This window comes from Acidimicrobiia bacterium, assembly GCA_040902765.1.
Taxonomy (GTDB): domain Bacteria; phylum Actinomycetota; class Acidimicrobiia; order Spongiisociales; family UBA11373; genus DATKBG01.
Genome location: JBBDWO010000007.1, coordinates 61,494 through 87,430, shown reverse-complemented (window position 1 = coordinate 87,430; position 25,937 = coordinate 61,494). Strand labels below are relative to the sequence as shown.

At 66.5% G+C, this 25,937-nt stretch carries 27 protein-coding genes; 13 read left to right on the top strand and 14 right to left on the bottom strand.

Annotation, left to right across the window (positions count from 1 at the left end; genetic code table 11):
• Positions 1-53: 53 nt before the first annotated feature.
• The 3 genes from WEA29_02735 to WEA29_02725 form a co-directional block, all read right to left on the bottom strand.
• Positions 54-2,186 carry a SpoIID/LytB domain-containing protein gene (locus WEA29_02735; GenBank protein MEX2322674.1) on the bottom strand — a complete coding sequence of 711 codons (2,133 nt, stop codon included), beginning with the start codon at positions 2,184-2,186 and terminating at the stop codon, positions 54-56.
• A 172-nt stretch (positions 2,187-2,358) separates the two neighbouring features.
• The gene (locus tag WEA29_02730) at positions 2,359-3,111 is read right to left on the bottom strand and encodes a class I SAM-dependent methyltransferase (GenBank protein MEX2322673.1); all 753 of its coding nucleotides are present in this window, start codon (positions 3,109-3,111) and stop codon (positions 2,359-2,361) included.
• 122 nt (positions 3,112-3,233) lie between these two features.
• Positions 3,234-4,706: a M20/M25/M40 family metallo-hydrolase gene (locus tag WEA29_02725; GenBank protein ID MEX2322672.1), complete on the bottom strand. Its 1,473-nt coding sequence runs from the start codon at positions 4,704-4,706 to the stop codon at positions 3,234-3,236.
• Between the two features lie 54 nt (positions 4,707-4,760).
• Between WEA29_02725 and WEA29_02720 the strand changes: the two genes are divergently transcribed.
• From WEA29_02720 to WEA29_02710, 3 genes are all read left to right on the top strand, one after another.
• The gene (locus tag WEA29_02720) at positions 4,761-6,347 is read left to right on the top strand and encodes a M15 family metallopeptidase (GenBank protein ID MEX2322671.1); all 1,587 of its coding nucleotides are present in this window, start codon (positions 4,761-4,763) and stop codon (positions 6,345-6,347) included.
• 66 nt (positions 6,348-6,413) lie between these two features.
• Positions 6,414-7,391: an alpha/beta hydrolase family protein gene (locus WEA29_02715; GenBank protein MEX2322670.1), complete on the top strand. Its 978-nt coding sequence runs from the start codon at positions 6,414-6,416 to the stop codon at positions 7,389-7,391.
• Between the two features lie 27 nt (positions 7,392-7,418).
• Positions 7,419-8,264 (top strand): cutinase family protein, encoded by an 846-nt coding sequence (locus WEA29_02710; GenBank protein MEX2322669.1) that lies wholly within the window; start codon positions 7,419-7,421, stop codon positions 8,262-8,264.
• On the opposite strand, the gene WEA29_02705 is transcribed toward WEA29_02710, so the two are convergent.
• Positions 8,175-8,891 carry a DUF308 domain-containing protein gene (locus WEA29_02705; protein MEX2322668.1) on the bottom strand — a complete coding sequence of 239 codons (717 nt, stop codon included), beginning with the start codon at positions 8,889-8,891 and terminating at the stop codon, positions 8,175-8,177. The two genes, WEA29_02710 and WEA29_02705, sit on opposite strands and share 90 nt — an antisense overlap.
• A 64-nt stretch (positions 8,892-8,955) precedes the next feature.
• On the opposite strand from WEA29_02705, the gene WEA29_02700 reads away from it, so the two are divergent.
• Entirely contained in the window at positions 8,956-9,942 is a 987-nt protein-coding gene (locus WEA29_02700; GenBank protein MEX2322667.1) for an ATP-dependent DNA ligase, read from the top strand.
• Positions 9,943-10,360: 418 nt separating this feature from the next.
• Here WEA29_02700 and WEA29_02695 read toward each other — a convergent pair whose 3' ends face one another.
• The 3 genes from WEA29_02695 to WEA29_02685 all read right to left on the bottom strand — a co-directional run bounded on the left by WEA29_02695 (position 10,361) and on the right by WEA29_02685 (position 12,453).
• Complete coding sequence (locus WEA29_02695; protein ID MEX2322666.1) at positions 10,361-10,729, bottom strand: DUF559 domain-containing protein; 369 nt, start codon at positions 10,727-10,729, stop codon at positions 10,361-10,363.
• A gap of 277 nt (positions 10,730-11,006) precedes the next feature.
• Positions 11,007-12,035 carry an ATP-dependent DNA ligase gene (locus WEA29_02690; GenBank protein ID MEX2322665.1) on the bottom strand — a complete coding sequence of 343 codons (1,029 nt, stop codon included), beginning with the start codon at positions 12,033-12,035 and terminating at the stop codon, positions 11,007-11,009.
• A gap of 31 nt (positions 12,036-12,066) precedes the next feature.
• Positions 12,067-12,453, bottom strand: a complete 387-nt coding sequence (locus WEA29_02685) for a hypothetical protein (GenBank protein ID MEX2322664.1) — start codon at positions 12,451-12,453, stop codon at positions 12,067-12,069.
• A gap of 179 nt (positions 12,454-12,632) precedes the next feature.
• Between WEA29_02685 and dnaK the strand changes: the two genes are divergently transcribed.
• The 4 genes from dnaK to WEA29_02665 are packed head-to-tail and all read left to right on the top strand — an operon-like array spanning position 12,633 to position 16,280.
• On the top strand, positions 12,633-14,465 hold the full coding sequence (gene dnaK / locus WEA29_02680) for a molecular chaperone DnaK (protein ID MEX2322663.1): 1,833 nt from the start codon (positions 12,633-12,635) through the stop codon (positions 14,463-14,465).
• Positions 14,462-15,019, top strand: a complete 558-nt coding sequence (locus WEA29_02675) for a nucleotide exchange factor GrpE (GenBank protein MEX2322662.1) — start codon at positions 14,462-14,464, stop codon at positions 15,017-15,019. The genes dnaK and WEA29_02675 overlap by 4 nt, the downstream gene beginning before the upstream one ends.
• Positions 15,016-15,915 (top strand): DnaJ C-terminal domain-containing protein, encoded by a 900-nt coding sequence (locus tag WEA29_02670; protein ID MEX2322661.1) that lies wholly within the window; start codon positions 15,016-15,018, stop codon positions 15,913-15,915. The genes WEA29_02675 and WEA29_02670 overlap by 4 nt, the downstream gene beginning before the upstream one ends.
• A gap of 5 nt (positions 15,916-15,920) precedes the next feature.
• Positions 15,921-16,280 carry a helix-turn-helix transcriptional regulator gene (locus tag WEA29_02665; GenBank protein ID MEX2322660.1) on the top strand — a complete coding sequence of 120 codons (360 nt, stop codon included), beginning with the start codon at positions 15,921-15,923 and terminating at the stop codon, positions 16,278-16,280.
• Between the two features lie 366 nt (positions 16,281-16,646).
• Here the strand turns inward: WEA29_02665 and WEA29_02660 are convergent, their stop codons facing one another.
• From WEA29_02660 to WEA29_02640, 5 genes are all read right to left on the bottom strand, one after another.
• A complete protein-coding gene (locus tag WEA29_02660; GenBank protein MEX2322659.1) occupies positions 16,647-17,267 on the bottom strand; it encodes a hypothetical protein in 621 nt (206 codons plus the stop codon).
• 63 nt (positions 17,268-17,330) lie between these two features.
• Complete coding sequence (locus tag WEA29_02655; GenBank protein MEX2322658.1) at positions 17,331-17,747, bottom strand: proteasome activator; 417 nt, start codon at positions 17,745-17,747, stop codon at positions 17,331-17,333.
• 102 nt (positions 17,748-17,849) lie between these two features.
• Positions 17,850-18,530: a nitroreductase family protein gene (locus tag WEA29_02650; protein MEX2322657.1), complete on the bottom strand. Its 681-nt coding sequence runs from the start codon at positions 18,528-18,530 to the stop codon at positions 17,850-17,852.
• A 21-nt stretch (positions 18,531-18,551) separates the two neighbouring features.
• A complete protein-coding gene (locus WEA29_02645; GenBank protein MEX2322656.1) occupies positions 18,552-18,869 on the bottom strand; it encodes a thioredoxin family protein in 318 nt (105 codons plus the stop codon).
• Positions 18,842-19,237, bottom strand: a complete 396-nt coding sequence (locus WEA29_02640) for a MerR family DNA-binding protein (protein MEX2322655.1) — start codon at positions 19,235-19,237, stop codon at positions 18,842-18,844. The genes WEA29_02645 and WEA29_02640 overlap by 28 nt, the downstream gene beginning before the upstream one ends.
• 75 nt (positions 19,238-19,312) lie before the next feature.
• Here WEA29_02640 and WEA29_02635 point away from each other — a divergent pair, with 75 nt between their 5' ends.
• Both WEA29_02635 and WEA29_02630 read left to right on the top strand, forming a co-directional pair.
• Positions 19,313-19,852, top strand: a complete 540-nt coding sequence (locus tag WEA29_02635) for an NAD(P)H-hydrate epimerase (protein ID MEX2322654.1) — start codon at positions 19,313-19,315, stop codon at positions 19,850-19,852.
• Between the two features lie 390 nt (positions 19,853-20,242).
• Positions 20,243-20,866 (top strand): DUF547 domain-containing protein, encoded by a 624-nt coding sequence (locus tag WEA29_02630; GenBank protein MEX2322653.1) that lies wholly within the window; start codon positions 20,243-20,245, stop codon positions 20,864-20,866.
• 127 nt (positions 20,867-20,993) lie between these two features.
• Here the strand turns inward: WEA29_02630 and WEA29_02625 are convergent, their stop codons facing one another.
• Positions 20,994-22,415 carry an NAD(P)/FAD-dependent oxidoreductase gene (locus WEA29_02625; GenBank protein ID MEX2322652.1) on the bottom strand — a complete coding sequence of 474 codons (1,422 nt, stop codon included), beginning with the start codon at positions 22,413-22,415 and terminating at the stop codon, positions 20,994-20,996.
• A 38-nt stretch (positions 22,416-22,453) separates the two neighbouring features.
• Positions 22,454-23,650: a DUF3179 domain-containing protein gene (locus WEA29_02620; GenBank protein MEX2322651.1), complete on the bottom strand. Its 1,197-nt coding sequence runs from the start codon at positions 23,648-23,650 to the stop codon at positions 22,454-22,456.
• 160 nt (positions 23,651-23,810) lie between these two features.
• Here WEA29_02620 and WEA29_02615 point away from each other — a divergent pair, with 160 nt between their 5' ends.
• The 3 genes from WEA29_02615 to WEA29_02605 all read left to right on the top strand — a co-directional run bounded on the left by WEA29_02615 (position 23,811) and on the right by WEA29_02605 (position 25,935).
• Positions 23,811-24,323, top strand: coding sequence for a TlpA disulfide reductase family protein (locus tag WEA29_02615; GenBank protein MEX2322650.1), 513 nt, complete (start codon positions 23,811-23,813; stop codon positions 24,321-24,323).
• The gene (locus tag WEA29_02610) at positions 24,320-25,180 is read left to right on the top strand and encodes a cytochrome c biogenesis protein CcdA (GenBank protein MEX2322649.1); all 861 of its coding nucleotides are present in this window, start codon (positions 24,320-24,322) and stop codon (positions 25,178-25,180) included. The genes WEA29_02615 and WEA29_02610 overlap by 4 nt, the downstream gene beginning before the upstream one ends.
• A 68-nt stretch (positions 25,181-25,248) precedes the next feature.
• A complete protein-coding gene (locus WEA29_02605; GenBank protein ID MEX2322648.1) occupies positions 25,249-25,935 on the top strand; it encodes a Crp/Fnr family transcriptional regulator in 687 nt (228 codons plus the stop codon).
• The last annotated feature ends 2 nt before the right edge of the window (positions 25,936-25,937 follow it).

The following is a 25,937-nucleotide window of genomic DNA, read 5'->3' as shown; positions in this document are numbered from 1 at the left end:
CAGGGCACCATCGTTCAGGTTGAGTGGAGTGACCCTCAGCGATCTCAGGAACGTCAGCGCCAGTGGCCGCTGATCGGCGTCAACGACGACTCACCGGATTTGAAGACGTAGTCGGGGCCGCCGGTGTAGTCGTCACGGAGATGGAAGGTCGCCGTGGCCGGCCGGAAAAGGCCGATGGTGTCCACCCCGTCGCCGTCCCAATCGCCCACTATCACCTTGTCTCCCGGTTGGCACTCGGAGCAGAAATACTGAAAGTCGGCGGTCCCGGTCGTGTTGGAGTTCCGGAAGTAGAAGGTACGGGTCGACGGTCGATACACAGCCACCGTGTCGATGTCGTCGCCATTCCAATCGCCTGCGAGCGGGACGTCGCCAGCGTCACCGAACACGAGGGAGACGTCGGCGACTCCTTGGCTGTTCGTGTTGCGCAGGTAGAACCTCCCCTGCGAAGCGCGGTAGATGCCGATCGTCTCCACCCCGTCACCGTTCCAGTCGCCAGCGATCGGCAGATCGCCCGGGTTGCCATAGTAGATGGCGGTGTCGGCATTGCCCTGGCTGTTGGAGTTGCGGAGGAAGAGGAACCCCGCGCTCACCCGATAGAGGCCCAGGGTGGTGACCCCGTTCCCGTTCCAGTCACCGGCGAACGGTATGTCGGCAGGGTTGCCGTAATAGAACTGAAGGGTGCTGCTCCCCGGGAGGAGAAGTTTGAATATCCCTGAAACAGGGTCGTGGAGCCCCACCGAGTCGTGGAGCGTTTCGGGGATCACGCCGAAACCGACGATGCTGTAGACAAAGTGCGATACCAACCCCAGCTTCGACTGGAGTTGGTTCCCGGTGTAGTGGCGGACCACCTCCAACCCGTTCTTGAGGCCAACCACGCGAATGCCGTCAGGGCTACCCGAGTCACGGCGGCTGACGATGTCGATAGACAGGATCTCGTCGAATACGCGGGTCTCGGTGTCGGTGAGGGCATCGCGTTCGGTGAGGGCATCGCGAATGGCGCCAGCGGTGGTGTTCTTGGTCCACACCGCGTTGGTCACCTCGGGATATCCTTCGTGGGTGCCGTCGTACAGCGAACTCCACGGGTCAGGCTTCCAGCCGAGATAGGCATAGCGGTTGCGATAGCTCGGTGAGTCCGGTCCCCACATGTCCCACGCGTTCTCGGTGGCGCCGCCGCTGATCGTCGAGAAGTAGGTCTCGGCGATCCGGCGGTTGCCGCTGCTCTCGTAGACGAAGATGCGGACCTCGTCGGCGGTTTCGTCCACCGCCTGCCTCCACCTGGCCCCGTAGGTGGCGTCCCCCTCGGTGAGACCACTGTTGCCGGCCATGTACCCGCGGTACCACTGGCCGGTGGTGTCCCACACGATGTCGCAGCTGCAGTCGGCGCGGCCGAGGTTGTAAATGGTGCGGTAAACCGCGTAGCTCCGAGACGCCACGGCATTCGCCTTCAGTGACTGAAGGTGCCAGAACGGGGGAACTTCGGCCAGCCCGTAGAGGTACTTCTCAAGCGGCATCTCGATGACCAGGTGAAAGCCCGTCCACCCCTGGTACGGGGATTCCGTCCCGACCGCAGGGACGAACTCAACATGGCCCCGGGCGAATGTGCGGCCAACGTCGCTGCCGGGGAACGAGACCCGGGTGTTGGGTTGGTCGTCCCAGTAGAGGTGGGTCTCGCACTTGGACGGATCGATCTCCTGGTCGACCCCGTTCCTGCTCAGGTAGCACTCTCCACCGATGCTGTCCCTGAACCCGAACTCCCAGGTCTCACCAGGTTGAGCGATGTGCGAGCAGGCACCCTCGGACTCGCCCTGGAGACAGATCGAGACGCCGCCGTTGACCGCGCTGAAGCGCTGCCATATGAAGGGACGGTACTGCTTGGCGCCTGTCCACACGTAGTCGATCCCGACTCGGATCGGATCGGGCGCCGAACGGAGCGGGGCGTATACGTTGTCGACGTGCTCGACCTGGGTGCCTGGATACCAGTAGTCGAGGATGTCCTGGTACTTCCACCCCTGGATCGCCTGGCCCTGGGTCGCCCAATGCGGAATGCCGAGGTGGTGGCCCCACCCCCCGCCTTGAATGGTGATCGGGGTGCTATCGGGGACCGCCAGCGCGGCCTGCGCCGGAACCACTACCAGCACCACCGTGAGGAGTGAGCACAGTCGCTTCGACCAAGGAAGATGGTTCACAGCGACCATTGTCCTCCAGACTGCGAGTTATGCGCGTCCTCACATCGAGGTGTATCGGCGGGTGAGGTCGCCAGCCTGAGGACGAATGACGTACGGCCAGCACACCATCCGGTGGGGTAACTCGTCGTGGCTGCCGGTCTCGGGCCGGTTCCGACTGCCCTGAGTCCCTGAATCAGCCGAGCCGTGGCACCATCGTCAGGTTGAAGTGACGCGACCCGTCACCCCGGGCGTGAGCGAACCGCACGATGTCGAAGCCGGCCGACTCGATCACCGACCGAAGCTCGTCCTGCGTGAAGTGCCACACGTGATCGTCGATGATCGCTCCCCGGCGGTCGTCTGAGGGCATCGGGAGGTCCTCGTACCGTTCGTAGTAACGGTGGTTCGGACCCCAGTCGGCGGCGTCGGGACAGCTCAGATATAACCGGCCGCCCGGCGCCATCGCCGCCGCCAACTTCTCGAGTGTGGGTCGTGCCTGGAAGTTGAGGTGCTCGAGCACTTCGGTCATGACGATGATGTCGAAGGTCTTGTCCCACGGGATCGGGTCGAGTTCGACGTTCGAGACCGCGTACTCCAAACCTTCGGCAGTCACCAGCGACTTACTCATGTAATAGGGAACGAAGTCGACGCCGTACGCCCGGCATCCGGTGACCCATTTGCAGTAGACCATCAGGGTGCCGTAGGCGCAGCCGACGTCGAGGCAGGCGTCGGCTCCGTCGCCGAAGTCCTCAGCGATCCAGCCGGGGATGTGCTCCCAGTAGCGCCGCTCCGAGTCGCGGTATGCCGCCAGGTAGTGAGGATGCGGGTCGTGGGCGGTGACAGTGCCCTGGGCGACCTCGACCCGTCGACCGACCTCGCCGCGCAGTGGCGAATGGTGGCTCCTGACGGTTCTCACCCGCCAGCGCAGGTATCCGGAGACGGCGGACATCGCGCCTACGAGGCCTCGTTCCCGGACCAGCCCGCTGAGCCTCCGCAACGCCCTTCGCGGTCGGCTCTGCCGATGCGGATGTGCGTGTTCGTGACCGTGATCGTCTAAGTGATCGTGAGCCATCAGGCGGTGGCCACCCGAGTGATGAGACTCCGGAAGAACGCCACCGCCCCATCGGCATCGGCGGCTCGAATGCGCTCGCCCGTCCCATGGATCCGGCTCATGTCGTCGGCAGTGACGGTGAAGGGGGCGAACCGATACACGTTGTCGGCCACGCCGGCGAAGTAACGCGAGTCGGTGGCGCCCATCAGCACCCAGGGCACCGTGGCTACGCCTGGGAACACCTCGGTGATCGTCGCCGTGATGTCGCCGAACGCCGGCGACTCGGTCGACGACATCGGCGACGGCTCCGATGTGAACCCACCATCGAGAACCGACACCGACACCTCGGGGCCGGCGACGGACCGAACGTGCTCCAGCACCAGATCCGCTGTCTCGCCGGGCAGGATGCGGAAGTTGACCACGGCCGACGCATCCTGAGGCAGCAAATTGGGCTTCACCCCTCCAGACACCATGGTGACCGCCGCCGTGGTGCGGACGAGCGCCGCCGTCTGGGGCGAGGCCAGCATCCGCCTGGTGATCAGCCAGCGGAAACGATCGGCGTTGGAGAGCAGTCGCCCTTTCACCCCGCCCATGGCGGCACCCAGAGCGGCGAAAAAGGGACCCTGCGCCTCCAGCCGCGGCGGCAGCGGGTTCGCCTCCAAGCGGGCGATCGCCGCGGCAACCTTGCCGATCGCCGTCGAAGGTGGGGGCACCGACGAGTGCCCGCCGGTACCGGTGGCGCTGAGACGCACGTTGAGGTAGCCCTTCTCAGCGATCCCGAGCAGGGCGACGGGGACGTCTAGGCCGGGGAAGAACTCGCTGGCGACGGCGCCGCCCTCGTCGAGGACGAACGACAGGGCCACGCCGCGGTCTGCCAGGGTCTGGGCGATCGCCGCGGCCCCGGCGGAGCCACCGATCTCCTCGTCGTGCCCGAAGGCGAGGTAGACGGTGCAGGACGGTTGGAAGCCCCCGGTGAGCAGCGACTCGACGGCTTCGAGGATTCCGATGAGCGAACCCTTGTCGTCGATAGCGCCCCGGCCCCACAGAAACCCGTCGGCGACATCGCCTGAGAAGGCAGCGTATGGCCAGGCGTCCTCGGTCCCAGGTTCCACCGGAACCACATCTTGATGGGCGAGGAGCAGGAACGGTTGGGCGGCCGGATCCGACCCGTGCCAGGCGTAGAGCAGCGAGTGCTCGGCGACCGCCTCCCGCTCGAGGTGCGCGTGCACGAGCGGGTAGGTGCGTTCGAGGAACCGGCCGAACTCGACGAAGGCAGCCTGGTCGATGAGCGATCGGTCCTCGTAGGAGACGGTAGAGATCCGAACGGCCTCGGCGAGGTGCTCGAGGAACGCGGCGCCAGCGGACCCAACCGGAGCATCGCCCGTGTCGTCGGGACCCGGGTCACCCCTCGACCAGAACCGGCGCAGGGCAGCCGCGGCTGCGACACCCAACCCGGCACCGGCGACGATCCCAGCGGTCCTGCGCTTCGACATGCACCCGATGGTACGCGACGGTCCGGAAAGCGACCCCATCGGTACGCTGCGTGCGTGGACTCAGCCCGATCCGTGGGTTCGATCGGGGTCGTCATCGGCGCCACCCTCGTCGCGCTACTCCTAGTCGCGGGACCGAGCGACGCCGCCCCGGTACCTTCGTTCAACGAATCTTCGGGCTGCGGCGCCCTCAGTGGGGTCCGCGGTCCCCACGCGGCCGTGCCGGGTCACCTGCCGGACTCGACCCCGATCTACGGGCCTTGGGGCGACTTCTTCGGGCGGACGGTGGGCGACGTACGGGACCAGCTCGTCAGCGTGCGCCTTCCCGGCATTCCCGGCCAGTACCGAACAGTGGTCATCCACGAGCGGGTGGTCCCGGCAATCGAGCTCGTCCTCGACAACCTGGCCCGTGCCGCCGGGGAGGACCCCGAGCACGTCTACCGAACCAACGCCGCCGGGTCGTTCTCGCCGGCGACGATCCCGCCACACCGCCGCATGTCCTTCCATGCCATCGGCGCCGCCATCGACATCAACTCACACGCCAACCCGTACCGGTCGGACAACGAGCTGATCACCGACATGCCCGAGTGGTACGTAGACGCCTGGCGTTCGGCCGGATGGTGCTGGGGAGGAGACTGGCTGAGGATCAAGGACACCATGCACTTCTCATGGATGGGACCGATCCACACGCCGGGCTACGAAATGCCTCCTCCGCAGCCTGCCCTCGTCGACCCCGCCCCGTACGACGACCGCTACGACCTCGGCATCGACTTCGGGGTCCCCGCCGTGACCATGGCCAGCCACCACATGGCCGACGTGGACCGCGACGGGGCTGTCGACATCGTGCGGATCCAGCCGAGGCAGCCGATGGGGATGTCGCTCCTCGTCGCTCGGGCGCGTCATGGGCACACCGGTGGGCGTCTCCTCGCCTTCACCGACACCCCGCTGGTCGACCACCTGGCGCCCCGACTCCTCGTCGACGTCACCGCAGATGCTCGACCCGACCTGGTGCTCCTGGACCGTGCCGGAGACGAAACCCTCGTCCTTAGGGTCTTCCAACTCGTCCAGGGGTACCGGCTGGAGCCATCGACGATCGAGACGACCATCCCCTACGCGGGGAGCGAGGTGGTGCTCCTCGACGACGTGAACCTCGACGGCGCCACCGACGTGCTCGTGATCGAGTCCGGCGACCCGGGTTGGCTGGTCGTATGGCACGGCCCCGACTTCGGCGACTCCGTCGGGCCGATCCCCCTAGCGGTGAGTGGCGCCGGTCACCACTTCGCAACGGGAGACCGTGATCTCGACGGCCATCGTGACCTCTTCGCCATCGACGGCAGCGGGCGTCTCGTCGTCCACCACGGACCCGACTTCACGAGCACGACGGTCACCGACACTGAGATCCGGCTCGCTGCCGACGATGCGTTCTTCGTCACCGACCTCGACGGCGACGGTCACCCCGACATCTTCGTAACCGGGCCCGACGGTGCCACCGTGATGTACCGGGGCGGGCAATCGACCCACCATCCGGGTGTGTGGTACGAGCTGACCGCACTCGAGCGTTCGCCGTGGCGCTGTGCGGACGCCGACGGCGACCTCCACGGTCTGCCCACCGCCCCCAACCCTCGGTGCCGTCAACCCGAATAGTCGGTCGCCGCTGTCTGGCGCCGATCGCCACTGATAGCGACCAACCCCCCGGTATCGTCGTCAGGGATGCATTGGCTCGATCGCGCCACCACGCTCACCATCGCCCGCACCCCGACGGGGCGGCGTCCGTTCCACCTCGGGTGGGGTGATCGGGACGTCGTCGACTGGTACATCGACAACGCCGCCACTGCCCCACCGGTGGCCGACATCGAGCTGATCCGACGACCCGCACGCCGCAATGGCGACCTGGTGATGCGCGACATCGAGTTCGAGAGCCCGTTCGACCTACTGCCGAAGGAGTCCCGTGTCGTCCGGGCCCGGTGGCTCACTACCGATCCCGAGCCGGAGCGGCTCGTCGTGCTCCATCCCGTCTGGAACGACGAGGACTACTCCACCCGCGGCCGCATCGCCCGGGACCTCCTCGATCGCGGCATCGCCAGCATCATGATCCAGCACCCCCTGTACGGCGACCGGCGGCGAACGACCGGCGTCGACTACCCGGTCCCGAGGGTCTCGGACTTCTGTCTGATGGGCCGGGCTGCCGTCCTCGAGGGCCGGTCGCTGGTCACCGAACTGGACCGGCGCGGCTACCAAATGGGGGTGGCCGGGTACAGCATGGGTGGCAACATCGCCGGTTTCGTCGCCAGCCTCGTCGACGTCCCCGTGGCCATCGCACCCATCGCCGCGGCCTACGCCGCCGGACCCGTCTTCCTCGACGGGGTGCTGCGTCACACCATCGCCTGGGATGCCCTCGGCGGCGACAACGGGGCGACGGTGGACCGTCTGCAGCGAGTCCTCACCGCCGGGTCGATCCTCAACCATCCCCCGCCGCCGCACATGCGGGCAGCGGCGATCCTGGCGGGGAGCCGGGACGGTTTCGTACCCACCTCGGCCACCCTCGCCATCCATCGCCACTGGCCGGGGTCGCAGATGAACTGGATCAATGCCGGCCACGCCAGCCTGCTGGTCAGGCACCGGGCTGAGCAGGCGGACACCATCGAAGCGTCCTTCGACCGCCTCGACGCCCTGGTGGCGGCGGCGTAGGCGTCGCTGACGACGACACTGTCACCCATGAGACGAACCACCGCGACGAGCATCGCGGTCGCATTGGTGGCCATGACCGCCCTTCCCGCGGCTGCCGAGCGTCCACCCCACTGGGACGAGCGCGTCGCCTGCGCCGACGTGTTCGTCATCGGGGTCCGCGGGAGCGGAGAGGATCGCCGGGTCGACGACGCCGAGCGCGGATTCGGCCCAAGAGCGGTTGCCCTGTTGGACGCCGCCGCCCAGATGCTGCTGTCGAGAGGCATCCGACTCGCCGCTGCGTCGGTGGACTACCCGGCGATCGGTGTCGACGATGCGGCCCGCAGCGTGTTCTCGTTCGAGCCGAAGGGCTACGACGATTCGGTGGACGCCGGTGTCACCGACCTCGGCCACCTGGTCACCGAGGTGCGAAGCCGATGTCCCGGAGCCGTGATCGTCCTGGTCGGTTACTCGCAGGGGGCGGAAGTCATCCGCCTGGCCCTGTCGCGCCGCGTGGTTGTCGCCGACAACGACATCGCCGCCGTCGTGCTCGTGTCCGACCCCGGCTTCAATGCCGCCGACGCCCGTTCCGGTGTCAACCTGCGCGGCACCTACTCGTCGAGCCGTACCGGCGTGCGTCGCTCCACGCTGAGCCTGGTCACCCCGACCGGCATCGCCGAGCGGACCTTCTCACTCTGCAACGCAGGCGACATCGTGTGTCAGATGTATCGGGGCCCGCTCCCGTTGGCGCTGCTCGATTGGAACGGCGCCATCGACGTGCACCGCTCGTACGGGATCGGCGACGTGCTACCGATCCTCCAGCGAGACGTCCTGCCGCTGATCGCTGCTCGTCTCGACCCCGCCGCCCTGGGGCGCTTTGTCCGAATCCCCTTCTGACGGGGAAGTCACGGCGGGATCTCCAGCCGGCGCAGAAGGCTCCGGCTGCGACGGCGCGGACTTGCCGCCAGCACCACGCGACTCCAGCCACACTCCGACCGCGGTGGACAAGGACACGAGACCGCCGACCAGCCAGTGCACACCGAGGATCACGGCGACGACGACGATGGTCAGCCTCGGCCACACCAATGCCAGGATGCCGGCGACCAATGCCAGACCGCCCCGCACTGCCATGCCGATCCACGCCTTGATCTCGGACCGCAGGTGGATACCGAGAATCACGCTGACCCCACCGGTCACCACCAGGTACATGGCAATGAGAACGGCGACGGCGGTGACACTCACCGTGGTGAGTAGCGCCAACACCAGGCCCACGATCGCGGTAAAGGCGGCGCGAACCCACAGCAGCCGACGAGTGACGCGATCGGGCCCGTAGGCCGCGGCGAGAACGTCGATGACGGCGAGCACGATGAGCACCCAGCCGACGAAGGCTGCCACCCGGTGCACGGTCTCGTGAGGCCGGATCAGCAGGAGGATGCCGAGCGTCGTGATGACCACGGCGCGCAGCAAGAGATAGGCGATGAGCCACATGCGCGTCGAAGCACGCCGGAATCTCGACAGCACCACGGCGGGGACCGTAGCAAGTAACGAGTAGCGAGTAGCGAGTAGCGAGTAGCGATAGCCTCAGAGCGTGGCCAAGAGTGAAACGACGGTGGAGGCGGCTGGGCGGGCCGTGCGGGTCAGCAGTCCCGACAAGGTGCTCTTCCCCGACCACGGCTGGACGAAACTCGACGTGGCCGAGCACTACCTGATGTGCGCCGACGGCGCGGTACGAGGCGTGGACCGGCGGCCCACCTCCCTGAAGCGCTGGCCGGATGGTGTCGGCGGTGACTTCTTCTTCAACAAGCGGGCTCCGTCGACGATCACTCACTCGGCGCCGGTCGAGTTCCCGTCGGCGCAGCCCGGAGTGATGCCGTATGTCGAGGATGTCGCCGACATCGTCGAGCAGGTCCAACTCGGTGTCATCGACCTCAACCCGTGGACGGCCCGAGTCGACGACCTGGACCATCCGGACGAACTGCGCTTCGATCTCGACCCCACCGAGGGCTTCGGCTTCGACCATTGCCGGGAGGTCGCCAGGGCCACGCGGGCGCTCCTCGATGAGAAGGGCCTGGTCGGCTGGCCGAAGACGTCCGGGTCACGCGGCATCCACATCTACGCGCGCATCCGGCCCGACTGGGACTACTTCCAGGCGCGTCGGGCTGTTCTGACGGTCGGTCGGGAACTGGAACGCCGCACCGAGGACCTCGCCACCACCGAATGGTGGAAGGAGGAGCGGAGCGGCGTGTTCGTCGACTACAACCAGAACGCCCGCGACAAGACGATCGCCTCGGCGTACAGCATTCGCCAGACAGGACTGGTCTCGGTCCCCTTCACCTGGGACGAACTCGACAGCATCGACCCTCAGGCACTCGACCTGATGGGCTTCAAGGACCGGTTCGCCGAGGTCGGGGACCTCACCGATGGCATCGACGACGACCCGGGCGACCTGACCCCGCTCCTCGACATGGTGGCCGCCGACGAAGAACGCGGCTTGGGCGACGCCCCCTGGCCCCCCCACTACCGAAAGCAACCCGGAGAGCCGCGTCGGGTCCAGCCCAGCAAGAAGAGGAAGTAGCGAGTAGCGAGTAGCGAGTAGCGAGGGACCAGGAGTCATTGGGCCTCGCGACGCGTCAGCCCTCCCCCTCCGTCAGCGGCCAGAGGCCGCTGCCACCTCCCCCTTCAGGGGAGGGAACCGCAGAAAGGACTGCAGGAAGCCCTCCCCCTCCGTCAGCGGCAAGGCCGCTGCCACCTCCCCCTTCAGGGGAGGGGACCGCAGGAAGCCCTCCCCCTCCGTCAGCGGCCAGAGGCCGCTGCCACCTCCCCCTTCAGGGGAGGGGACCGCAAACAGAGGCAGGACTTCCGGTCATCACCTCTCTCCTGCGGTCCCTCCCCCCGAAGGGGGGAGTACCGCCGCGAGCGAAGCGAGCGGCGGGGAGGGGGGAGGGCAAACACTACGGAGACCCCGCGACGCGTCGGCCCGCGAGAGGGACCGATCACCAAGGGAGCGGTTCACCCTTCCGCAGTGCCGCTATCGCCACTTCGAGGGCGTGGACCGCCACGTCGATCTCGAAGATGTCCCTGTTGTCGAAACGAGCCACTGCAAAACCCAAGGACTCCAGGTACCGAGTGCGTTCCGACTCGTCCCGGCCATCGTGAGACCCGTCGTCCACTTCGATGACGAGCTTGGGGGCGAAACAGGCGAAGTCAACGATCCACTGACCCATCGGCACCTGCCGTCGGAATCGGACGCCCAACTGACCGCCCCTAAGACGGACCCAGAGACGAGCCTCGACATTGGTCTGCCTACGCCGCAGTGTTCGGGCACGCTCAGCGGCGAGCGGATCACGAGGGGGCCTTGCCATCCGTAGAGAATGTCTCGTCTGACAACGAGTTGCCAGCCCCCCGCGACGCGTCAGCCCTCCCCCTCCGTCAGCGGCCAGAGGCCGCTGCCACCTCCCCCTTCAGGGGAGGGGACCGCAAACAGAGGCGGCACTCCCGGTCATCACCTCTCTCTTGCGGTCCCTCCCCCCGAAGGGGGGAGTACCGCCGGGAGCGAAGCGAGCGGCGGGGAGGGGGGAGGGCAAACCCTACGTGGACCCCATGACGCGACCCTGGCCACTCGCCCCTCGCCACTGGCTGCTACCCGCTCCCAACCACCCCACCAAACCCAGTCCCCTCGGGGCGTTTCAACTGGTCCATGGTGCATTGCTGCGGGTCCTTGTCGGGGCGCCAGCGCTCGAAGCGGGTGGCGTGGCGGAATCGGTTGGCGGTGAGCTGGTCGTAGGAGACCTCGGCGACGATGCCTGGCTCGACGGGCTCCCAGGACAGGTCCTTGTCACCACTCCAGCGGCTCTCGGCACCGGGGCGGCGCACCTGATCGGCCGAGCCGAACGAGTCGTCTGAGCGAATCTCCTCGAGCAGTCGGAGGATGGCGACCCGGTCATGATCGGCGAACCCGGAGCAGTGGCCGATGAAATGGAGGGCGTCGCCGTCGTAGAGGCCGAGCAGGATCGAGCCGACCCCCTTGCCGTCCTTGTGGACCCGGTATCCGCCGACCACACAGTCCACGGTGCGGCGGTGCTTGACCTTGATCATCTCGCGCTTGCCTTCGGCGTACGCACCGTCGAGGGCCTTGGCGACGATGCCGTCGCAGCCGGCCGCCTCGAACTCGTGGAACCAGCGCTCACCGACCGTGCGGTCGGTGGTCGACGGGGTCAGGTGCCAGCGACCGTCGAGCTTCGGGAACAGGGCCTCCAGGCGGCGGCGACGCTCCGAGAACGGTGAAGGGCGCAGGTCGTCGCCGTCGTCGGCGAGCAGATCGAACACCACGAGCGATGCCGGGGTCTCCTCCGCCAGGCGGTCCACCCGGGAGGCGGCCGGGTGAATTCGGTTCTGGAGCAGGTCGAAGTCGAGCCGATCGTGCTCGTTGACCACCACCACCTCGCCGTCGATGACCGTGCTGGCGGGGATGGATGTCAGCGACGGCGCCAACTCGGGGAAGTACCGCAGCAGCGGCTTGTGGTTGCGACTGTCGAGCCGGATCGGCTCGCTCCACGCCACGGCCCTGAAGCCATCCCACTTGGGTTCGTAGGCCCAGTCGCCCTTCGGGAGCTCGACACGGACCTTCGCCTCCATCGGAGTGATCGGCGGCTCGAAGGGATGGCTCATCGTCACGAGGCTAGGCCGCCGCCGTGGTGCGCTACTCGCGATCGGCCTTCTTCTCGTCGTAGTAGTCCAGCCGGTCGATCGGCATCACCAGCGACGTCAGAATGTTCATCAGGTGGGCGATCACCCGGATCGCCGCCTCGAATCCGAGCGTCCCGGCACCGACCAGACCAACGATGGTCGCCGTGCTCACCGACGACGACTGCACCAGCACCGTGCCGAGGATGCCCACGGACAGGCCGGCGAGCGGATGACTGACGCCCTCGAAGAGTGCATCGGTGAACCCCGATCCGAGCCCGTTGATCCCCGACTCCAATGCCTTCACGCCGATCAGGAACAGATACAGCAGCAGGACCACGAGAACGGCTTGTGGCCACCCGGCGCCGTGGTCACTCACTGATCGGTCGGTGATCTCGCCCAAGGTGGCGCATCGTATCCGACCAGGCCTGAGCCGATCGCCAGTGCCTCCCCCCGAGAACAGCGTGCCACTCACACTCTTGGGAATTGATATAGCCCCACTCAGGTTCTACTCTCCGTACTGACTAAGAACTTGATCGCGGAGGATCCTCAGATCGCCTCCCGACGAGAAGGAGCGCATTCATGTCACGAGCCGTAGGGATCGACCTCGGAACCACCAACAGCGTGGTCGCCGTATTCGAGGGTGGCGAGCCCACCGTCATCGCTAACGCCGAGGGGCACCGCACCACGCCGTCCGTCGTCGCCTTCTCCAAGGGGGGCGAGGTACTGGTCGGCGAGGTGGCCAAGCGCCAGGCCATCACCAACCCGGATCGAACGATCCGGTCGGTGAAGCGCCACATGGGCGAAGACTGGTCCTTCGAGGCCGACGGCAAGGACTACAACCCCCAGGAGATCAGCGCCCGCATCCTCCAGAAGCTGAAGCGGGACGCCGAGGCGTATTTGGGCGGCGAGGTCACCCAGGCGGTGATCACCGTCCCCGCCTACTTCGGCGACGCCCAGCGCCAGGCAACCAAAGAGGCCGGCCAGATCGCCGGGCTCGAGGTGCTGCGCATCATCAACGAGCCCACGGCGGCCGCCCTCGCCTACGGACTCGACAAGGCGGAGCAGGATCAGACGATCCTCGTCTACGACCTCGGCGGCGGCACCTTCGACGTGTCGATCCTCGAGATCGGCGAGGGCGTGTTCGAGGTCAAGTCGACCAGCGGCAACACCTCGCTCGGTGGTGACGACTTCGACGAGCGAGTCATCGAGCTCCTGGTCAAGGAGTTCCGCAACGACAACGGCGTGGACCTGGGCAAGGATCCGATGGCTCTCCAGCGACTCAAGGAGGCCGCCGAGAAGGCGAAGATCGAACTGTCGCAGGTCACCGAGACCGAGATCAACCTGCCGTTCATCACGGCGACCAGCGAGGGGCCGTTGCACCTGCAGCACAAGGTGACGCGGTCGGACTTCCACAAGCTCACCCAGGACCTCGTGGAGTCGACCCGCAAGCCGGTCCTGTCTGCGATCAAGGACGCCGGCATCGACGTCAAGGACATCGACCACGTGATCCTCGTGGGCGGCTCCACCCGCATGCCTGCGGTACAGGAGCTGGTCAAGTCGATCACCGGCAAGGACCCGCACAAGGGCGTCAACCCCGACGAGGTCGTCGCCGCAGGCGCCGCCCTTCAGGCCGGTGTCCTCAAGGGTGACGTCAAGGACATCTTGCTCCTCGACGTCACACCGCTGACGCTCGGCATCGAGACGATGGGTGGCGTGTTCACCAAGATGATCGAACGCAACACCACGATTCCGACCAGGCGCTCAGAGGTGTTCACCACCGCGGCAGACGGCCAGCCCGAAGTCGAGGTGCACGTCCTGCAGGGTGAGTCGGAGATGGCGGACCGCAACTCGTCGCTCGGACGGTTCAACCTGACCGGGATTCCGGCGGCCCCGCGTGGGGTTCCGCAGATCGAGGTGACCTTCGACATCGACGCCAACGGGATCGTGTCGGTGTCGGCCAAGGACCTGGGTACCGGTAAGACGCAGCAGATCACCATCACCGGGGGCACCGCGCTGCCCAAGGACGAGATCGAGAAGATGGTCGCCGAGGCCGAGTCCCACGCCAACGAGGACCGGGCCCGCCGCGAGGCGGCGGACGCCCGCAACGAGGCGGATCACGCGGTGTACCAGATCGACAAGCAGCTCGGTGAGCTGGGCGACAACCTGTCGGACGAGGAGAAGGCGCCGATCACCGATGCCATCGCCGAGGTACGCAAGCTGCTCGACGACCCTGCCGCCGACCCGAAGACCCTTCGCGAGGCGACGCAGGACCTGCTCACCAAGGCGCAGGTGCTCGGGCAGAAGGTGTACGAGCAGGCGCAGGCTGCCTCCGGGGAGTCGAGTGCTGGTGACACGGGTGACGACGACGGCGTCGTCGAGGCCGAGATCGTCGACGAGGGTGGCGAAGGGTGACCGACCTCCCCGACGTGACCGAGGACCGGGCGCTCGACGCGCTCGACCTGGACCTGCCCGACGACCCGGCGGAGGCGTTGGAGGTCCTCGCCGAGCACCTGCTCGAGGCACGCAGCGAGGCGGCCTCCCACCTGGTGGATCTGCAGCGAGTCGCCGCCGACTACGAGAACTACCGCAAACGCTCGGAGCGGGCCCGCGAGGGAGTGGTCGCCTCGGCGGCACGACGCGTCTCCGAGGCGCTGCTGCCCGTCCTCGACTCGCTGGATGCCGCCGCCGCCAGCCACCCGGAGACTTCCGGTGAGGAACGGTTCCGCTCGGGCCTCACATCGACGAAAGAGCAACTGATCAGCATGCTCGCCTCCGAGGGCGTCCATCCGATCGACGTCTCCGACGGTGACGACTTCGACCCGGCCATCCACGAAGCGGTCAGTGGCGGCGGCGACGGTCGTCTGATCGTCACCTCGGTGATGCGTCGCGGCTACCGCGTCGGTGACCGCCTGCTCAGGCCGGCGATGGTCGGTGTGGCGTCGGAGGACTTGGGCACCGGGTCATGAACGCCATCCGCCGGGAGTGGCTCGAGAAGGACTACTACCAGGTCCTCGGCGTCGACCGCTCCACCACCGAGCGGGACATCAAGAAGGCGTACCGCAAGCTCGCCCAGCAGTACCACCCCGACAACAACCCGGATGATGAGGCGGCCGAGCAGCGTTTCCGTGATGTCACCGAGGCCTACGGCGTCCTCACGGACCCGAAGGTGCGCGCCGAGTACGACCAGGCCCGGGAGGCATTCGCCCGGGGCGCCTACGCCGGCGGACCGGGTGGTGGCACCGAGTACATCCGGGTGGAGGACCTCGGCGACCTCGGCGATCTGCTCGGAGGCTTCGGTGGGTTCGGGGACATGTTCGGACGACGAGGACCCCAGGGCGGCGCAGACCTCGAGGCCGCGATCGATCTCACCTTCCACGAGGCGATCGCCGGCACCACCAAGACGCTCAACATCGCCGGAAAGACGGTCAAGGTGAAAATGCCGGCGGGGGTCGATGACGGTGCCCGGATTCGCGTCCGCGGCAAGGGCCACCCCGGCGCCCGCGGCGGGCAGCCCGGAGACCTCTTCGTGCGCGTTCGGGTCGGGTCGCATCCGATCTTCGGCCGAAAGGGGAAGCAACTCACCCTCGAGGCCCCCATCACCTTTGCCGAGGCAGCCCTCGGCGCCGACATCGCCGTTCCGACGCTCGACGGGAAGGTGACGCTCCGGATCCCGCCGGGAACTCAAACAGGTCGCACGTTCAGGGTGTCTGGCAAGGGCGTCAAGACGCCGTCGGCGACCGGGGACCTGCTGGTGACGGTGACCGTGCGCGTCCCCGAGAAGTCAACCGACGAACAACGAGATCTGATCGCCAAGCTCGCCGAACTCGACGACGACGACCCCCGGCAGCACCTGGGAGTGTGAGCGCGATGACCGACCGACAACGAGACGCCGTCTACATCATCTCGGTGGCTGCAGAGATCGTCGGCATGCACCCACAGACCCTCAGGATCTACGAGCGGCGCGGCCTCCTCAGTCCGTACCGCACCCCCGGCGGGACCCGTCGCTACTCACAGGAGGACGTGGAGCGCCTCCAGCTCATCCAGGAGCTCACCGCCGCCGGCGTCAACCTCGAGGGTGTGCGGATGATCCTCGAACTCCGCGATGATGCCGACCGCCTGCAGCATCAGGTGACGCGCTTGAGACGCCTCCTGGGCGAGGCCGAGGCGAGGATCCGAGGAGAGGTGCCACCGACCAGCGGCAACCTGCCGGATGTGAGGCGGAAGTAGGAAGCGGCAAGTAGCCAGCAGCAAGACTTGGCTCATATGCCGCGTCCTGTCCAGTGCTCACGGCAGCCTCCACGCCGGTACGCCCACCGGTGCGGTCAGGGAGACTGTTCACACGCCCGCCATAGGCCGAGTCGAGACGCCAGCCTGTCCGCTCAACCTCGAGTAGGCGGAACCGATACGACGAGCGACGGCCATCATCGTCGACATCACAACAGTAGGAATGAGTCCGGCGAGTGCGGGCATGGCCTGAACGGCCATAGGGACCTCCTCTAGTGTCACCCGTGAAACACCCCACTCCCCCCGACTCCCGATCTGTCAGCACGCCGACAGTCGGGTAGACGATCGCGGCACCTCGTAGCGCCCTCTCTATCGATTCGTGAGACGAAAACCGCATTTCACGAGGAGCCGCAGTAGTGCGGGGGCGGGCTCTTTGAACTGGGTGGGACGCAGTACGTCGTCGAAACGTTCCATGAATTCGACCATTCGCTCCAAGACATGTGACAGCGGCACCAGATGGAGCGTGGGTTCGCCGGGGTCGGCACCGAAGGCAACCAGTCGGGTACGGATGACCGCTCCCGACCTCCCCATAGCCTCGGACAACCCGCGGCGCTGGAGATCGGCGAGGACTGGATCAACCCCCGACTCGTAGATCCAATCCAAGCGGCGAAGAACCATATGAAGAACCTCGTGCCGCCGAACCGCAGCGTTGAGCCGAGCGGGTCCCTCCTTGACCTCGCCGATGATCACGTCGACCATCTCTGGTCCGAGATACAGTCCATCGTCCTCGATGAGAAGCATCCGACTGTCCGCCTCACCATGCAGGTCGGCAGCGAACATGTCCCCGGGGAACCTGATTGCCACCACGTCGATGTCGGTGATCGACTCGTAAAGGCCGCTCGCTCCAGGATGCTGAACCTCGACCTCGGTCAGCGTCAGATAGCCATTGAGCCGGAGATAGGACTCCACGAGGTTCACGGCTATGTCCATGTCAGTCCTCGGCCCAGGACTGGCCGGTCGGTCTCGACGGGCCGACCCGGTATTCGATGGTGTTCACAGGTATTGCCCTGGCATGATGTCGGCGCGGTCCTCTTCGTCCCGCACCGACGGTGCCTCAATGGTGTCGACAGCGGCGGCAAGACCCCCGAGGAGGCCGTCCAGCCACCCCACAAGCTCGGCGTGCGCTACTCGCAGCTCAGAGGGGGTGGGGGCCCCTCGTCCGAATGCGACAACCCGGCGGCCCAGCTCATCCCTGAGGTCTCCGCCGAGCACATCGCGCAGTTCGTCCACGGTGCGCAGATAGGAGTCGCGCAGGCGCCCGCAGCCCGGTGGGTCACACGGGGCGTCGCGCACCTCCTCGAGCATGGCGTTGGCGACCGCGGCCACCCTAAACAGCCTATCGAAGCGCCGGGCATGCGACATGGCGTCGACAGAGCCGGGCTGTTCGCTGATCGGTATCAGGTACGACATCGGTTTCTCCTCGCTGGTGTAGTCATACCCATCTCAACGCCCTGGACCCATCGGCGGGCGACGCAATGTCGTGCGGCCGACACTCTCTCGCGCGGTGACGCCCTACCCCACAGGAGGCGGGAACTCGACCGCCACCTCTGCGAGAGGTTTACGAACGAGGTCGGGTACCACACAATCGTCGGCCGGATACCCGACGGGAAAGAGCGCAAATGGTCGCTCGTTCTCGGGCCGCTCCAGCGTCTTCGACAGGAACGCCATCGGACTCGGGGTGTGAGGTAGGGTCGCCAGGCCCGACAGGTGAACGGCTGCCACGAACATCCCGGCGGCGATCCCAACGCTCTCCTTCACGTAGAAGTTCTTTCGGTGAGAGCCATCAGGGTTGATGCCGTAGCGCTCCTCGAACAGAACGACGATCCACGGTGCGATCTCCAGATACGGCTTGTGTTCGTCGGTACCGAGTGGGGCCAGCGCCTCCAGCCAATCCTCGGGCAGCCTTCCGCCATAGTTCTCGGCCTCCTCGGCCTCAGCGGCGGCGCGGATCTTACGCTTGGTACCAGGATCACCGACGATCACGAACCGCCATGGCTGGCGATGTGCCCCCGACGGAGCCGTGGACGCGGCGCGAACGACATCTTCGATGATCGCCCGCGGCACCGGGTCCGGGGAGAACATGCGAACGCTGCGGCGCGTATCTAGAGCCTGGTACAGGTCGTGCGCTCGAGCCGCAACCTCCTCGATCGGCGGCCGCGTCGGGCGGTACGGAATGAACTGCGGCTCGATCACGGGTCCGAGGATACGCGACCGTCAGGCGTCGGGTTTCAGGGCATCGCGGAGCATCGCCTCGGTGGGTCCGCCGACGAGCGAACCGTCAGGCGTTCGATAGATGCGACACGACATCGAAGCAGCAGCCGCTTGGTCCGACCACGGATCGACCCCGTTGACCAACACGGTCGGGGATCCGGCAAAGTCGAGCTCCTCGGCTTGCTGGAGTGTCTCCACCAGAAGCAGCCGAGGTGCTTCACCAGTGATCCCCTCGATCAGGCGGCGCGTCCGCTTCCAGTTGGGGCACGAATCGAAGTACCGGACCTCAATGGTCACCCGGTCACCAGATGGCAAACGCACGATGCCTCCTCCCACCGATCGTCCAACGACGCCGCTTCGTCGCGTAGCGCTATGAGCTCCTCATGGGCTCGCAGCAGGTCCGCGATCTGCTGCCCGACACCGGCGATGCGGGCGTCGATGACCCGGCGCACTTGCGCGCACGGCGCGGTACCCGACTCCCGCAGCCGTACGACTTCCCGGATGTCGTGGAGCGTGAATCCCAGCGAGCGGGCCGCCCGTACGAATCGTCCGAGTTCCACCAGGCGCTCGTCATAGTCGCGATAGCCGTTGTCGAGACGCGGCGGCGACGGGAATACACCGACTTGCTCATAGAACCTCATCGTCGACCGATCGAGACCGGTAACGCGGGCCAACGCTCCTATCCGCATCAGCGGACCGTACACCTTCGAGTCACTCGAAGGTCAAGCATGAGGGTCGTCCCATCCATGCGACACTTACGGACGATGTCGATGCTGCCTCCACCCGCCTCGGCCGGCCTCCCCGCGGTGACCGCTGCCCAGATGGCCGACATCGACCGGCGGATGATCGAGGACCTCGGCGTCGCGTTGCCGATGATGATGGAGCATGCCGGTGCTGCCGTCGCACGCCTCGCCATGACGCTGTGGAACCCCCAACGAGTCACCGTCCTGGCGGGAACCGGGGGCAACGGCGGTGGCGCACTGGTGGCGGCGCGACACCTGGTCAACAGGGGAGTTGGCGTTGCCGTGACGGCAACCTCCGCAGATCGAATGGGACCCGTCCCCACCTTGCAGTTGACGATCGCAAACCGGCTCGGCATACCCATTGAGGACGCACCGACACCGGGCGACGTGATCATCGATGGGATCATCGGATACTCCCTATCGGGCGACCCCCGCCAACGAGCAGCCGATCTCATCGAGTGGGCCAACAGCGCCGCCAGTCCGATCATCTCGGTCGACATCCCCAGCGGCCTGACGCTACGACCGGCGAAGCAAGGAGTCCGTGCATCCACGCCGAGGTGACGGTGACGCTTGGACTCCCGAAGACCGGGCTGATGGCTGCGCCAGCGGCCATTACCGGGGACATCTACTTGGCCGACATCTCGGTGCCAGCTTCGGCCTACCGATCCGTGGGCCTAGAGGTATCCGATCCATTCGGTCCGGGCCCGATCGTGTCCGTGCGTATCCGGCCCGCTCCAGCCTGACGGTTCACACAACGGGAACAGCCGACACCGCCCGGCGGTTGTGCATGGGGTGACCCAATCGCCATCGCCCAACCCCCTCGCGGTCCTCTGGTCGATCGGCCAGTCACTTCGCAGCGTCCGTGCTCCCCGACCTTCCGGGTCAGGGCACGTCGATCAAGCAGCGCTAGGACCGATCCTCGCCACGATCGCCGAACGCGGGATCCGGGCCGTGGATCCAGGGTCCGTCGCCGCCTTCATTCAGCACGCCACCGAGGTCGAGCCAGACCGACTCGGCAAAGACGGCGCCCTCGCCTTTTGGATCAACCTCTACAACGCGGCCGCCATCGGTCTTGCGGTCGAAGCGGGTCGAAGCGATACGACCTCGGTGTTACGGGTCCCCGGTGGGTTTCAGCGCCCCGTCCTCACCATCTCCGACGAGACGCTGTCCCTCGACGCGATCGAGCACGCCAAGATTCGTCGATTCAGTGACCCCCGCGTCCATGCTGCGCTCATGTGCGGCGCGGTGTCATGTCCGACGCTGCGCTCCGAACCCTATGCGGGGCCAGCACTCAACCATCAACTCGACGACCAGATGCAGCGCTTTCTCCGTGAGGGCGGCGCCAGCGCCGATCCCGATTCCGGTGTGCTCCGCCTGTCACGCATCTTCCGTTGGTTCGGTGGCGACTTCACACGACCGTCGAAGATGCCCACGATGCTTCCCGCCCGCCCCAGGGCGGTGGCCCTGGCCCTGATCCCATGGCTGGAAGCCGAGGTTGCCGCCTGGGTCGTCGCTACGCGTCCCCGCGTCGAGTTCCTTCCCTACGACTGGGCGCTCGGCTGTACGGTGGCTTGACGACGCGCGCCGGCAAAGAGGAACGCCAGCGCTACCGCCGCGGCAGCCATGTCGTAGGGAAGCACGTGCCGCATGAGCGCCGACCGCACCTAGCGCGCCAGTGCAACCTCAGCGGGGTGCATCAGCGTCAGCGGTACTCCTCTCCATACTCGTCCCGATAGGTCTCCAACAGTCTGAGCCAGACCTCGCTGAGCGTAGGGAAGGATGGCACGGCATGCCATAGCCGAGACAACGGCACCTCACCGACGATGGCGACGGTCGCGGCATGGATCATCTCCCCCACGTGCGGACCCACGAAGGTGGCTCCCACGATCAGGTCGCGGGCTGCGTCGATCAGCAACTGGCACGTGCCGTGGTATCCGCGCCCCAGTACACCGGCCCCGGCAGTCTTGCCGATGTCGTAGCGGACCACCCGGACATCGAGTCCTTGGTCTCGCGCCTGCTGTTCGAGGAGTCCGACCGCGGCCACCTGGGGATCGGTGAAGACGACCCGTGGCTGTGTCGCCGTATCCGCCCAGGCCGTCACCTGATGGCCAGCGATCACTTGACCGACGAGCCTCCCCTGATACTTGCCGGTATGAGTGAGCAGGCTCCGGCCGTTTACGTCGCCGACGGCGTACAGCCAACCGTCTGGCACCGCCTTGACCCGCAAGTCGTCGGCTACTTCCAAGAAGCCGCCGGGATCGAGCCCGATCGTCTCCAGTCCAAGGTCCTCGGTCAACGCGCGACGGCCGGTAGCCACCAGGAGTTCGTCGGCGGTGATCGTTTCGACCTCGCCATCCACCTCGACGGTTAGTACGACCGGACCGTCGCCGCCCTGACGATCGACCCGTGACGTCTTGGCGCCCACCAGCACACGAATGCCCATGCCTCGCAATGACTCGGCGAGTTCCTTGCCAGCGAACGGTTCTTCACGGCTGAGGAGATGGTCGAAGAGTTCGATGATGGTGACCTCCTCGGCACCGAGCGCCCGCCATGCCTGTCCGAGTTCCACTCCTACGGCACCCCCGCCGAGGATGGCGAGGCGTCGGGGCACGTCCTTGGCCGTGGTGGCATCGCGGTTGTCCCATGTGCTGATCTGATCCAGGCCGGGGATCGGCGGGAACGAAGCGCCGGTGCCGGTGGCGACCACCACGGCTCGTCCTGCCCGCAACGAGGTCGACGACCCGTCTGTGTGCTCCACTTCGACGGCCCGCTCCCCGGCGATTCGCCCGTGGCCGCGCACGAGATCGATACCCTCGCCCTCCAGCCACCGAACCTGCCCCGAATCGTCCCAATCCGACGCCAGGGAGTCGCGCCTTGAAAGGGCAGCGTCGACATCGATGGATCCGGCGACCGCCTCCGCGGCCCCGGGAACCCGCCGCGCCGCGGCAACCGCCTCGCCGGGGCGCAACAGTGCCTTGGACGGCATGCACGCCCAGTACGAGCACTCCCCGCCGACGAGGTCACGCTCGACGATGACGGTTCTCAGACCTTCTCGTGCCGCAGCCGCGGCGGCGTTCTCGCCAACCGGACCGGCGCCGATCACGACGACGTCATATTCCAACATGGGCGCTAAATCTCCTTGTCGAGGGCTACTGGCAGCGGTCACGGCTCGATTAGCGACGTATCGGGCTGGTAGGTCGACCAGGCGAACCAGAACGTGTCAAGGTGGTGGAGGCGCTCGAGGGTCGCTCCGGTCAGGGGACCTGCAACGGCTCGTCCGGTGATGTCCCAGGTAGAACCGGTCTGGTCGTCGACAAACTCGTCCTCTCGCGCCTGAAAGGTGAGCTCCTGGCCTTCGAGTAGCGGGGAAAAGACACCCACCGTGCCCACCACTCGCCCGATGTCGGTCAGGAACTGGTGGAGTGCGCTGGCCTGCCCGTCGCGCCAGAAGATGACCAACGAGCGGCCTGCGATCTGGTCGTGCGTCACTGACGCCTCACCATCAGAGATCGCGTCGAGGGACCACGCTCGCGCCGTCCCATCGAGCTCGATCCCGACGACTCGCTGCATGGCGCGGGCGCGATCGTCGACGATCCCGTTGAACAAGAAGGGATGGCCGTCCGGATCGTCATATCCCACGTAAGGGTTGGACCCGTACTGGCGGGAGTGTCCCGTTCGGAACTTGTTGAGGACCAACCCATCCGGGTAGGCAGCGCGGAACTCGCCCCACGAGAGCAACGGCGATGGAATGGGCTGCAAACGCTGTCCGGCGAGTACGCCGACCACCGCACGCCCGTCGAAGTGGGTCCACAGAGACTCGGTGGCGCGGTCGTACATCACCAGCGCGGAGGCGAACAGCCGACCCGATGTGCCGAAGGTCGTCTCGACGCCCTCTACCGATCGGACGAACGTCACCGCGCTGTTGCACAGGGGGCAGTAGGTCACCGAGACCGGGACACCCCCGACGGTGTCGTTCACGATCTCGTGCCAGATGAGGATTTGCGCCGGGTAAGCGCGAGCGTCGCCATCGATCTCCACGGCAATCACACCCTCCTGATCCCGAAGCCAGTCGACGTCGGCGACCGGTACGAAGTGGGGATCATCGATCGGGGGGATCCCGTCAGGGGGAGGACCTCCCGAGATGATCTGCTCGGGGTCGACGAGGGGCTCGGGGAACTCCGGGTCGAACATGTTCTGGAGAGCCGACGGGCCATCGGGAAGCGTGCCGACCGGGCTGGCAATCTCCTCGACCGTCGTGCCGTTGGGTGCCGAAGGCTGTGTCTCGCTCGTGGTGCAAGCCGTACCGACGAGCGATACCAACGCGGCGAGACCGAGCAGTGGGGATGGGCGTGCTGACATATCAGGACAAACCCCGGCATCCACACCGTATGCCCCGAATGTCGGGTACCGGACAGTCAGGGACGGGACTCGCATTCGGGGCGGTTGTCCTCAACGACAACCAACACCCTGGCCAACCAGGCGAAAGCTCCACCACGACACCCCCACCGGAGAACACACCATGAGCCGAGTCAACAGGCGCCTCGCCTTCGCCGTCGCCGCCACCGCCGTCATTGCAGCAGCCGTGGTCTCTAACTGGACCGCGTCGCGCCACGATGTCCGGGGTGACCCGGTACGTGCCCCGATCGAGTTTTTCGACGGCGCGACCGGCGACCTGGCGGACTTCGCTGGCACGCCGGTGGTTATCAACTTCTGGGCGTCGTGGTGCCCAGCCTGCATCGCCGAGTTACCCGACTTTGCCGAGGTCTCCCGGGAAACGGCCGGCGACGTCGTGTTCCTCGGATTCAACGTGCAGGAGATCAGCCTCGATGGTGCCATGCATCTCATAGAGGAGACCGGCGTGGATTACCGGCTGGTCCACGATCGCGACGGAGCTCTCTATCGAGAGTTTGGGGCGATCGCGATGCCAGCCACGGTGTTCATCGACAGCGATGGGCTCGTGGTGCGCGTGCACAACGGTGTGCTCTTTGCGGACGATCTCCGACGCATCATCGAGAGTGAGCTGCTGTCGTGAGCGCGGTCTTGGCGGCGGCATTCGCCGCCGGCATGGTGTCGACCGTCAACCCGTGCGGGTTCGCCATGCTCCCCGCATATCTGGGTCTGTTCATCGGCGACGGGCCGGATCTGCGCCGGCCGGTGCTTGCCGTCGCCGGAGCCGTATCTGCTGGCTTTGTCGTCGTGTTTGTCGTCGCTGGCGCCTTCGTGACCCTCGGCGTACGCGCCATCATCACGTGGATCCCGTGGATCGCACTCGTGATCGGCATCGGATTCGTGGTCCTTGGGATTGCCATGGTCGCCGGGCGAGATCTGCTGCCTGCACTCAGGCCGGGTGGTCGCGGCACCAAGGACCGCACCTTCGCCGGCATGTTCACCTTCGGGGCGTCCTATGGAGTGGCTTCGCTGGCGTGCACCCTGCCCATCTTCCTCAGCCTGACCGCCGGTGCGATCGCCGGCGGTTCGGTCGGTGAAGGACTGATCACGTTTGCTGCCTACGGATTGGGTATGGCGCTGTCCGTCACGGTGATCACCGTTGCGATCGGGCTCGGTCGCGACCGGATCGTGGAGCGCATTCGGCCTCTGGCAGCGCGACTGCACATCATCGCCGGGGTGACGCTGATCGGCGCCGGTGGGCTGATCGCCTGGCACTGGGCAACGGTCCTCTCGTCGGGTGCGGTCGCGCTCACCGGTAGCCCACTGGTCCGGTGGATCGAACGCACCGCAGCATCGGTCGCAGGCATCGTTGCCGCGCAGCCGATGGTCGCGGGACTGGTCGCCATCGCCATCGTCGCACTCGGCGTCGGGCTGGCAGCGGATAACGGCGCCCCGCCCCTCCCTCACAATCCCTCACAACGCAAGAGTCACAAGGAATGAACCGAGATCACCCAACCCGGTTCGAGTCTATGGTTGACGAGCAGGACAGCCAGCCACCCGAGGATGCCGTGACCCTCTCAGATGACCAGCACCTGGCGTGGATGGCACGATCGTTCGGGCACCCTGACTACCTGCCTCTTGGGCCGGCAGATCTAGAGGTTCTCGAGGCGGTCGCCGAGCCAATCTCTCGGTTCGTCGGATCGCACCTGTTCCGTCAAGGGGAGCCGGCGAGCGCCGCCTACCTGATCCGCGACGGCACCGTGCACCTGTACCGCGATCATGCGGGACGCCGCCGGGTCGTGGCCAGGGTCGGACCGGGCGCGGTGCTCGGCGATATCGCCATGTTCGGCGAGGGGCTCTACCTGTCCGGGGCTCGGGCGGTTACGCAGGTGCGGGCGCTGCGTTTCGATCGGGATCGTCTCGTACCCGAACTTGCTCGGCAACCCGCACTGTGCCTGCGGTGGCTTGTCGCCGGTCTACGGCAACTCGAGTCCGCACATCGGCGGATCATTCGTCTAATGCATGGCACGGTGGTAGCTCAGGTCGCCGACCTCATCCTTGAAGAGGCCGCGATCCACGGTGAGGTCCGCATGTCGCAGGCTGAGATCGCGTCCCTGCTGGGCACCAGCCGGCAGAGCGTCAACGAAGCACTCGCCTCCCTGCGGGACATGGGAGCGGTGTCGACCGCATACCGCGTGATCCGTGTCGACGATTCGGCCGCGCTGGCCCGGGTCGTGGCTGGAGACCACGGCTAGCA

Bases quoted from the DNA above. Each gene is read 5' to 3' on its own strand.
- WEA29_02730 (MEX2322673.1), bottom strand. From the start codon at position 3,111: ATGTCCGCCGTCTCCGGATACCTGCGCTGGCGGGTGAGAACCGTCAGG.
- WEA29_02725 (MEX2322672.1), bottom strand. From the start codon at position 4,706: ATGTCGAAGCGCAGGACCGCTGGGATCGTCGCCGGTGCCGGGTTGGGT.
- WEA29_02715 (MEX2322670.1), top strand. From the start codon at position 6,414: ATGCATTGGCTCGATCGCGCCACCACGCTCACCATCGCCCGCACCCCG.
- WEA29_02710 (MEX2322669.1), top strand. From the start codon at position 7,419: ATGAGACGAACCACCGCGACGAGCATCGCGGTCGCATTGGTGGCCATG.
- WEA29_02695 (MEX2322666.1), bottom strand. From the start codon at position 10,729: ATGGCAAGGCCCCCTCGTGATCCGCTCGCCGCTGAGCGTGCCCGAACA.
- WEA29_02690 (MEX2322665.1), bottom strand. From the start codon at position 12,035: ATGAGCCATCCCTTCGAGCCGCCGATCACTCCGATGGAGGCGAAGGTC.
- dnaK (MEX2322663.1), top strand. From the start codon at position 12,633: ATGTCACGAGCCGTAGGGATCGACCTCGGAACCACCAACAGCGTGGTC.
- WEA29_02670 (MEX2322661.1), top strand. From the start codon at position 15,016: ATGAACGCCATCCGCCGGGAGTGGCTCGAGAAGGACTACTACCAGGTC.
- WEA29_02665 (MEX2322660.1), top strand. From the start codon at position 15,921: ATGACCGACCGACAACGAGACGCCGTCTACATCATCTCGGTGGCTGCA.
- WEA29_02660 (MEX2322659.1), bottom strand. From the start codon at position 17,267: ATGGACATAGCCGTGAACCTCGTGGAGTCCTATCTCCGGCTCAATGGC.
- WEA29_02655 (MEX2322658.1), bottom strand. From the start codon at position 17,747: ATGTCGTACCTGATACCGATCAGCGAACAGCCCGGCTCTGTCGACGCC.
- WEA29_02640 (MEX2322655.1), bottom strand. From the start codon at position 19,237: ATGCGGATAGGAGCGTTGGCCCGCGTTACCGGTCTCGATCGGTCGACG.
- WEA29_02635 (MEX2322654.1), top strand. From the start codon at position 19,313: ATGTCGATGCTGCCTCCACCCGCCTCGGCCGGCCTCCCCGCGGTGACC.
- WEA29_02625 (MEX2322652.1), bottom strand. From the start codon at position 22,415: ATGTTGGAATATGACGTCGTCGTGATCGGCGCCGGTCCGGTTGGCGAG.
- WEA29_02620 (MEX2322651.1), bottom strand. From the start codon at position 23,650: ATGTCAGCACGCCCATCCCCACTGCTCGGTCTCGCCGCGTTGGTATCG.
- WEA29_02615 (MEX2322650.1), top strand. From the start codon at position 23,811: ATGAGCCGAGTCAACAGGCGCCTCGCCTTCGCCGTCGCCGCCACCGCC.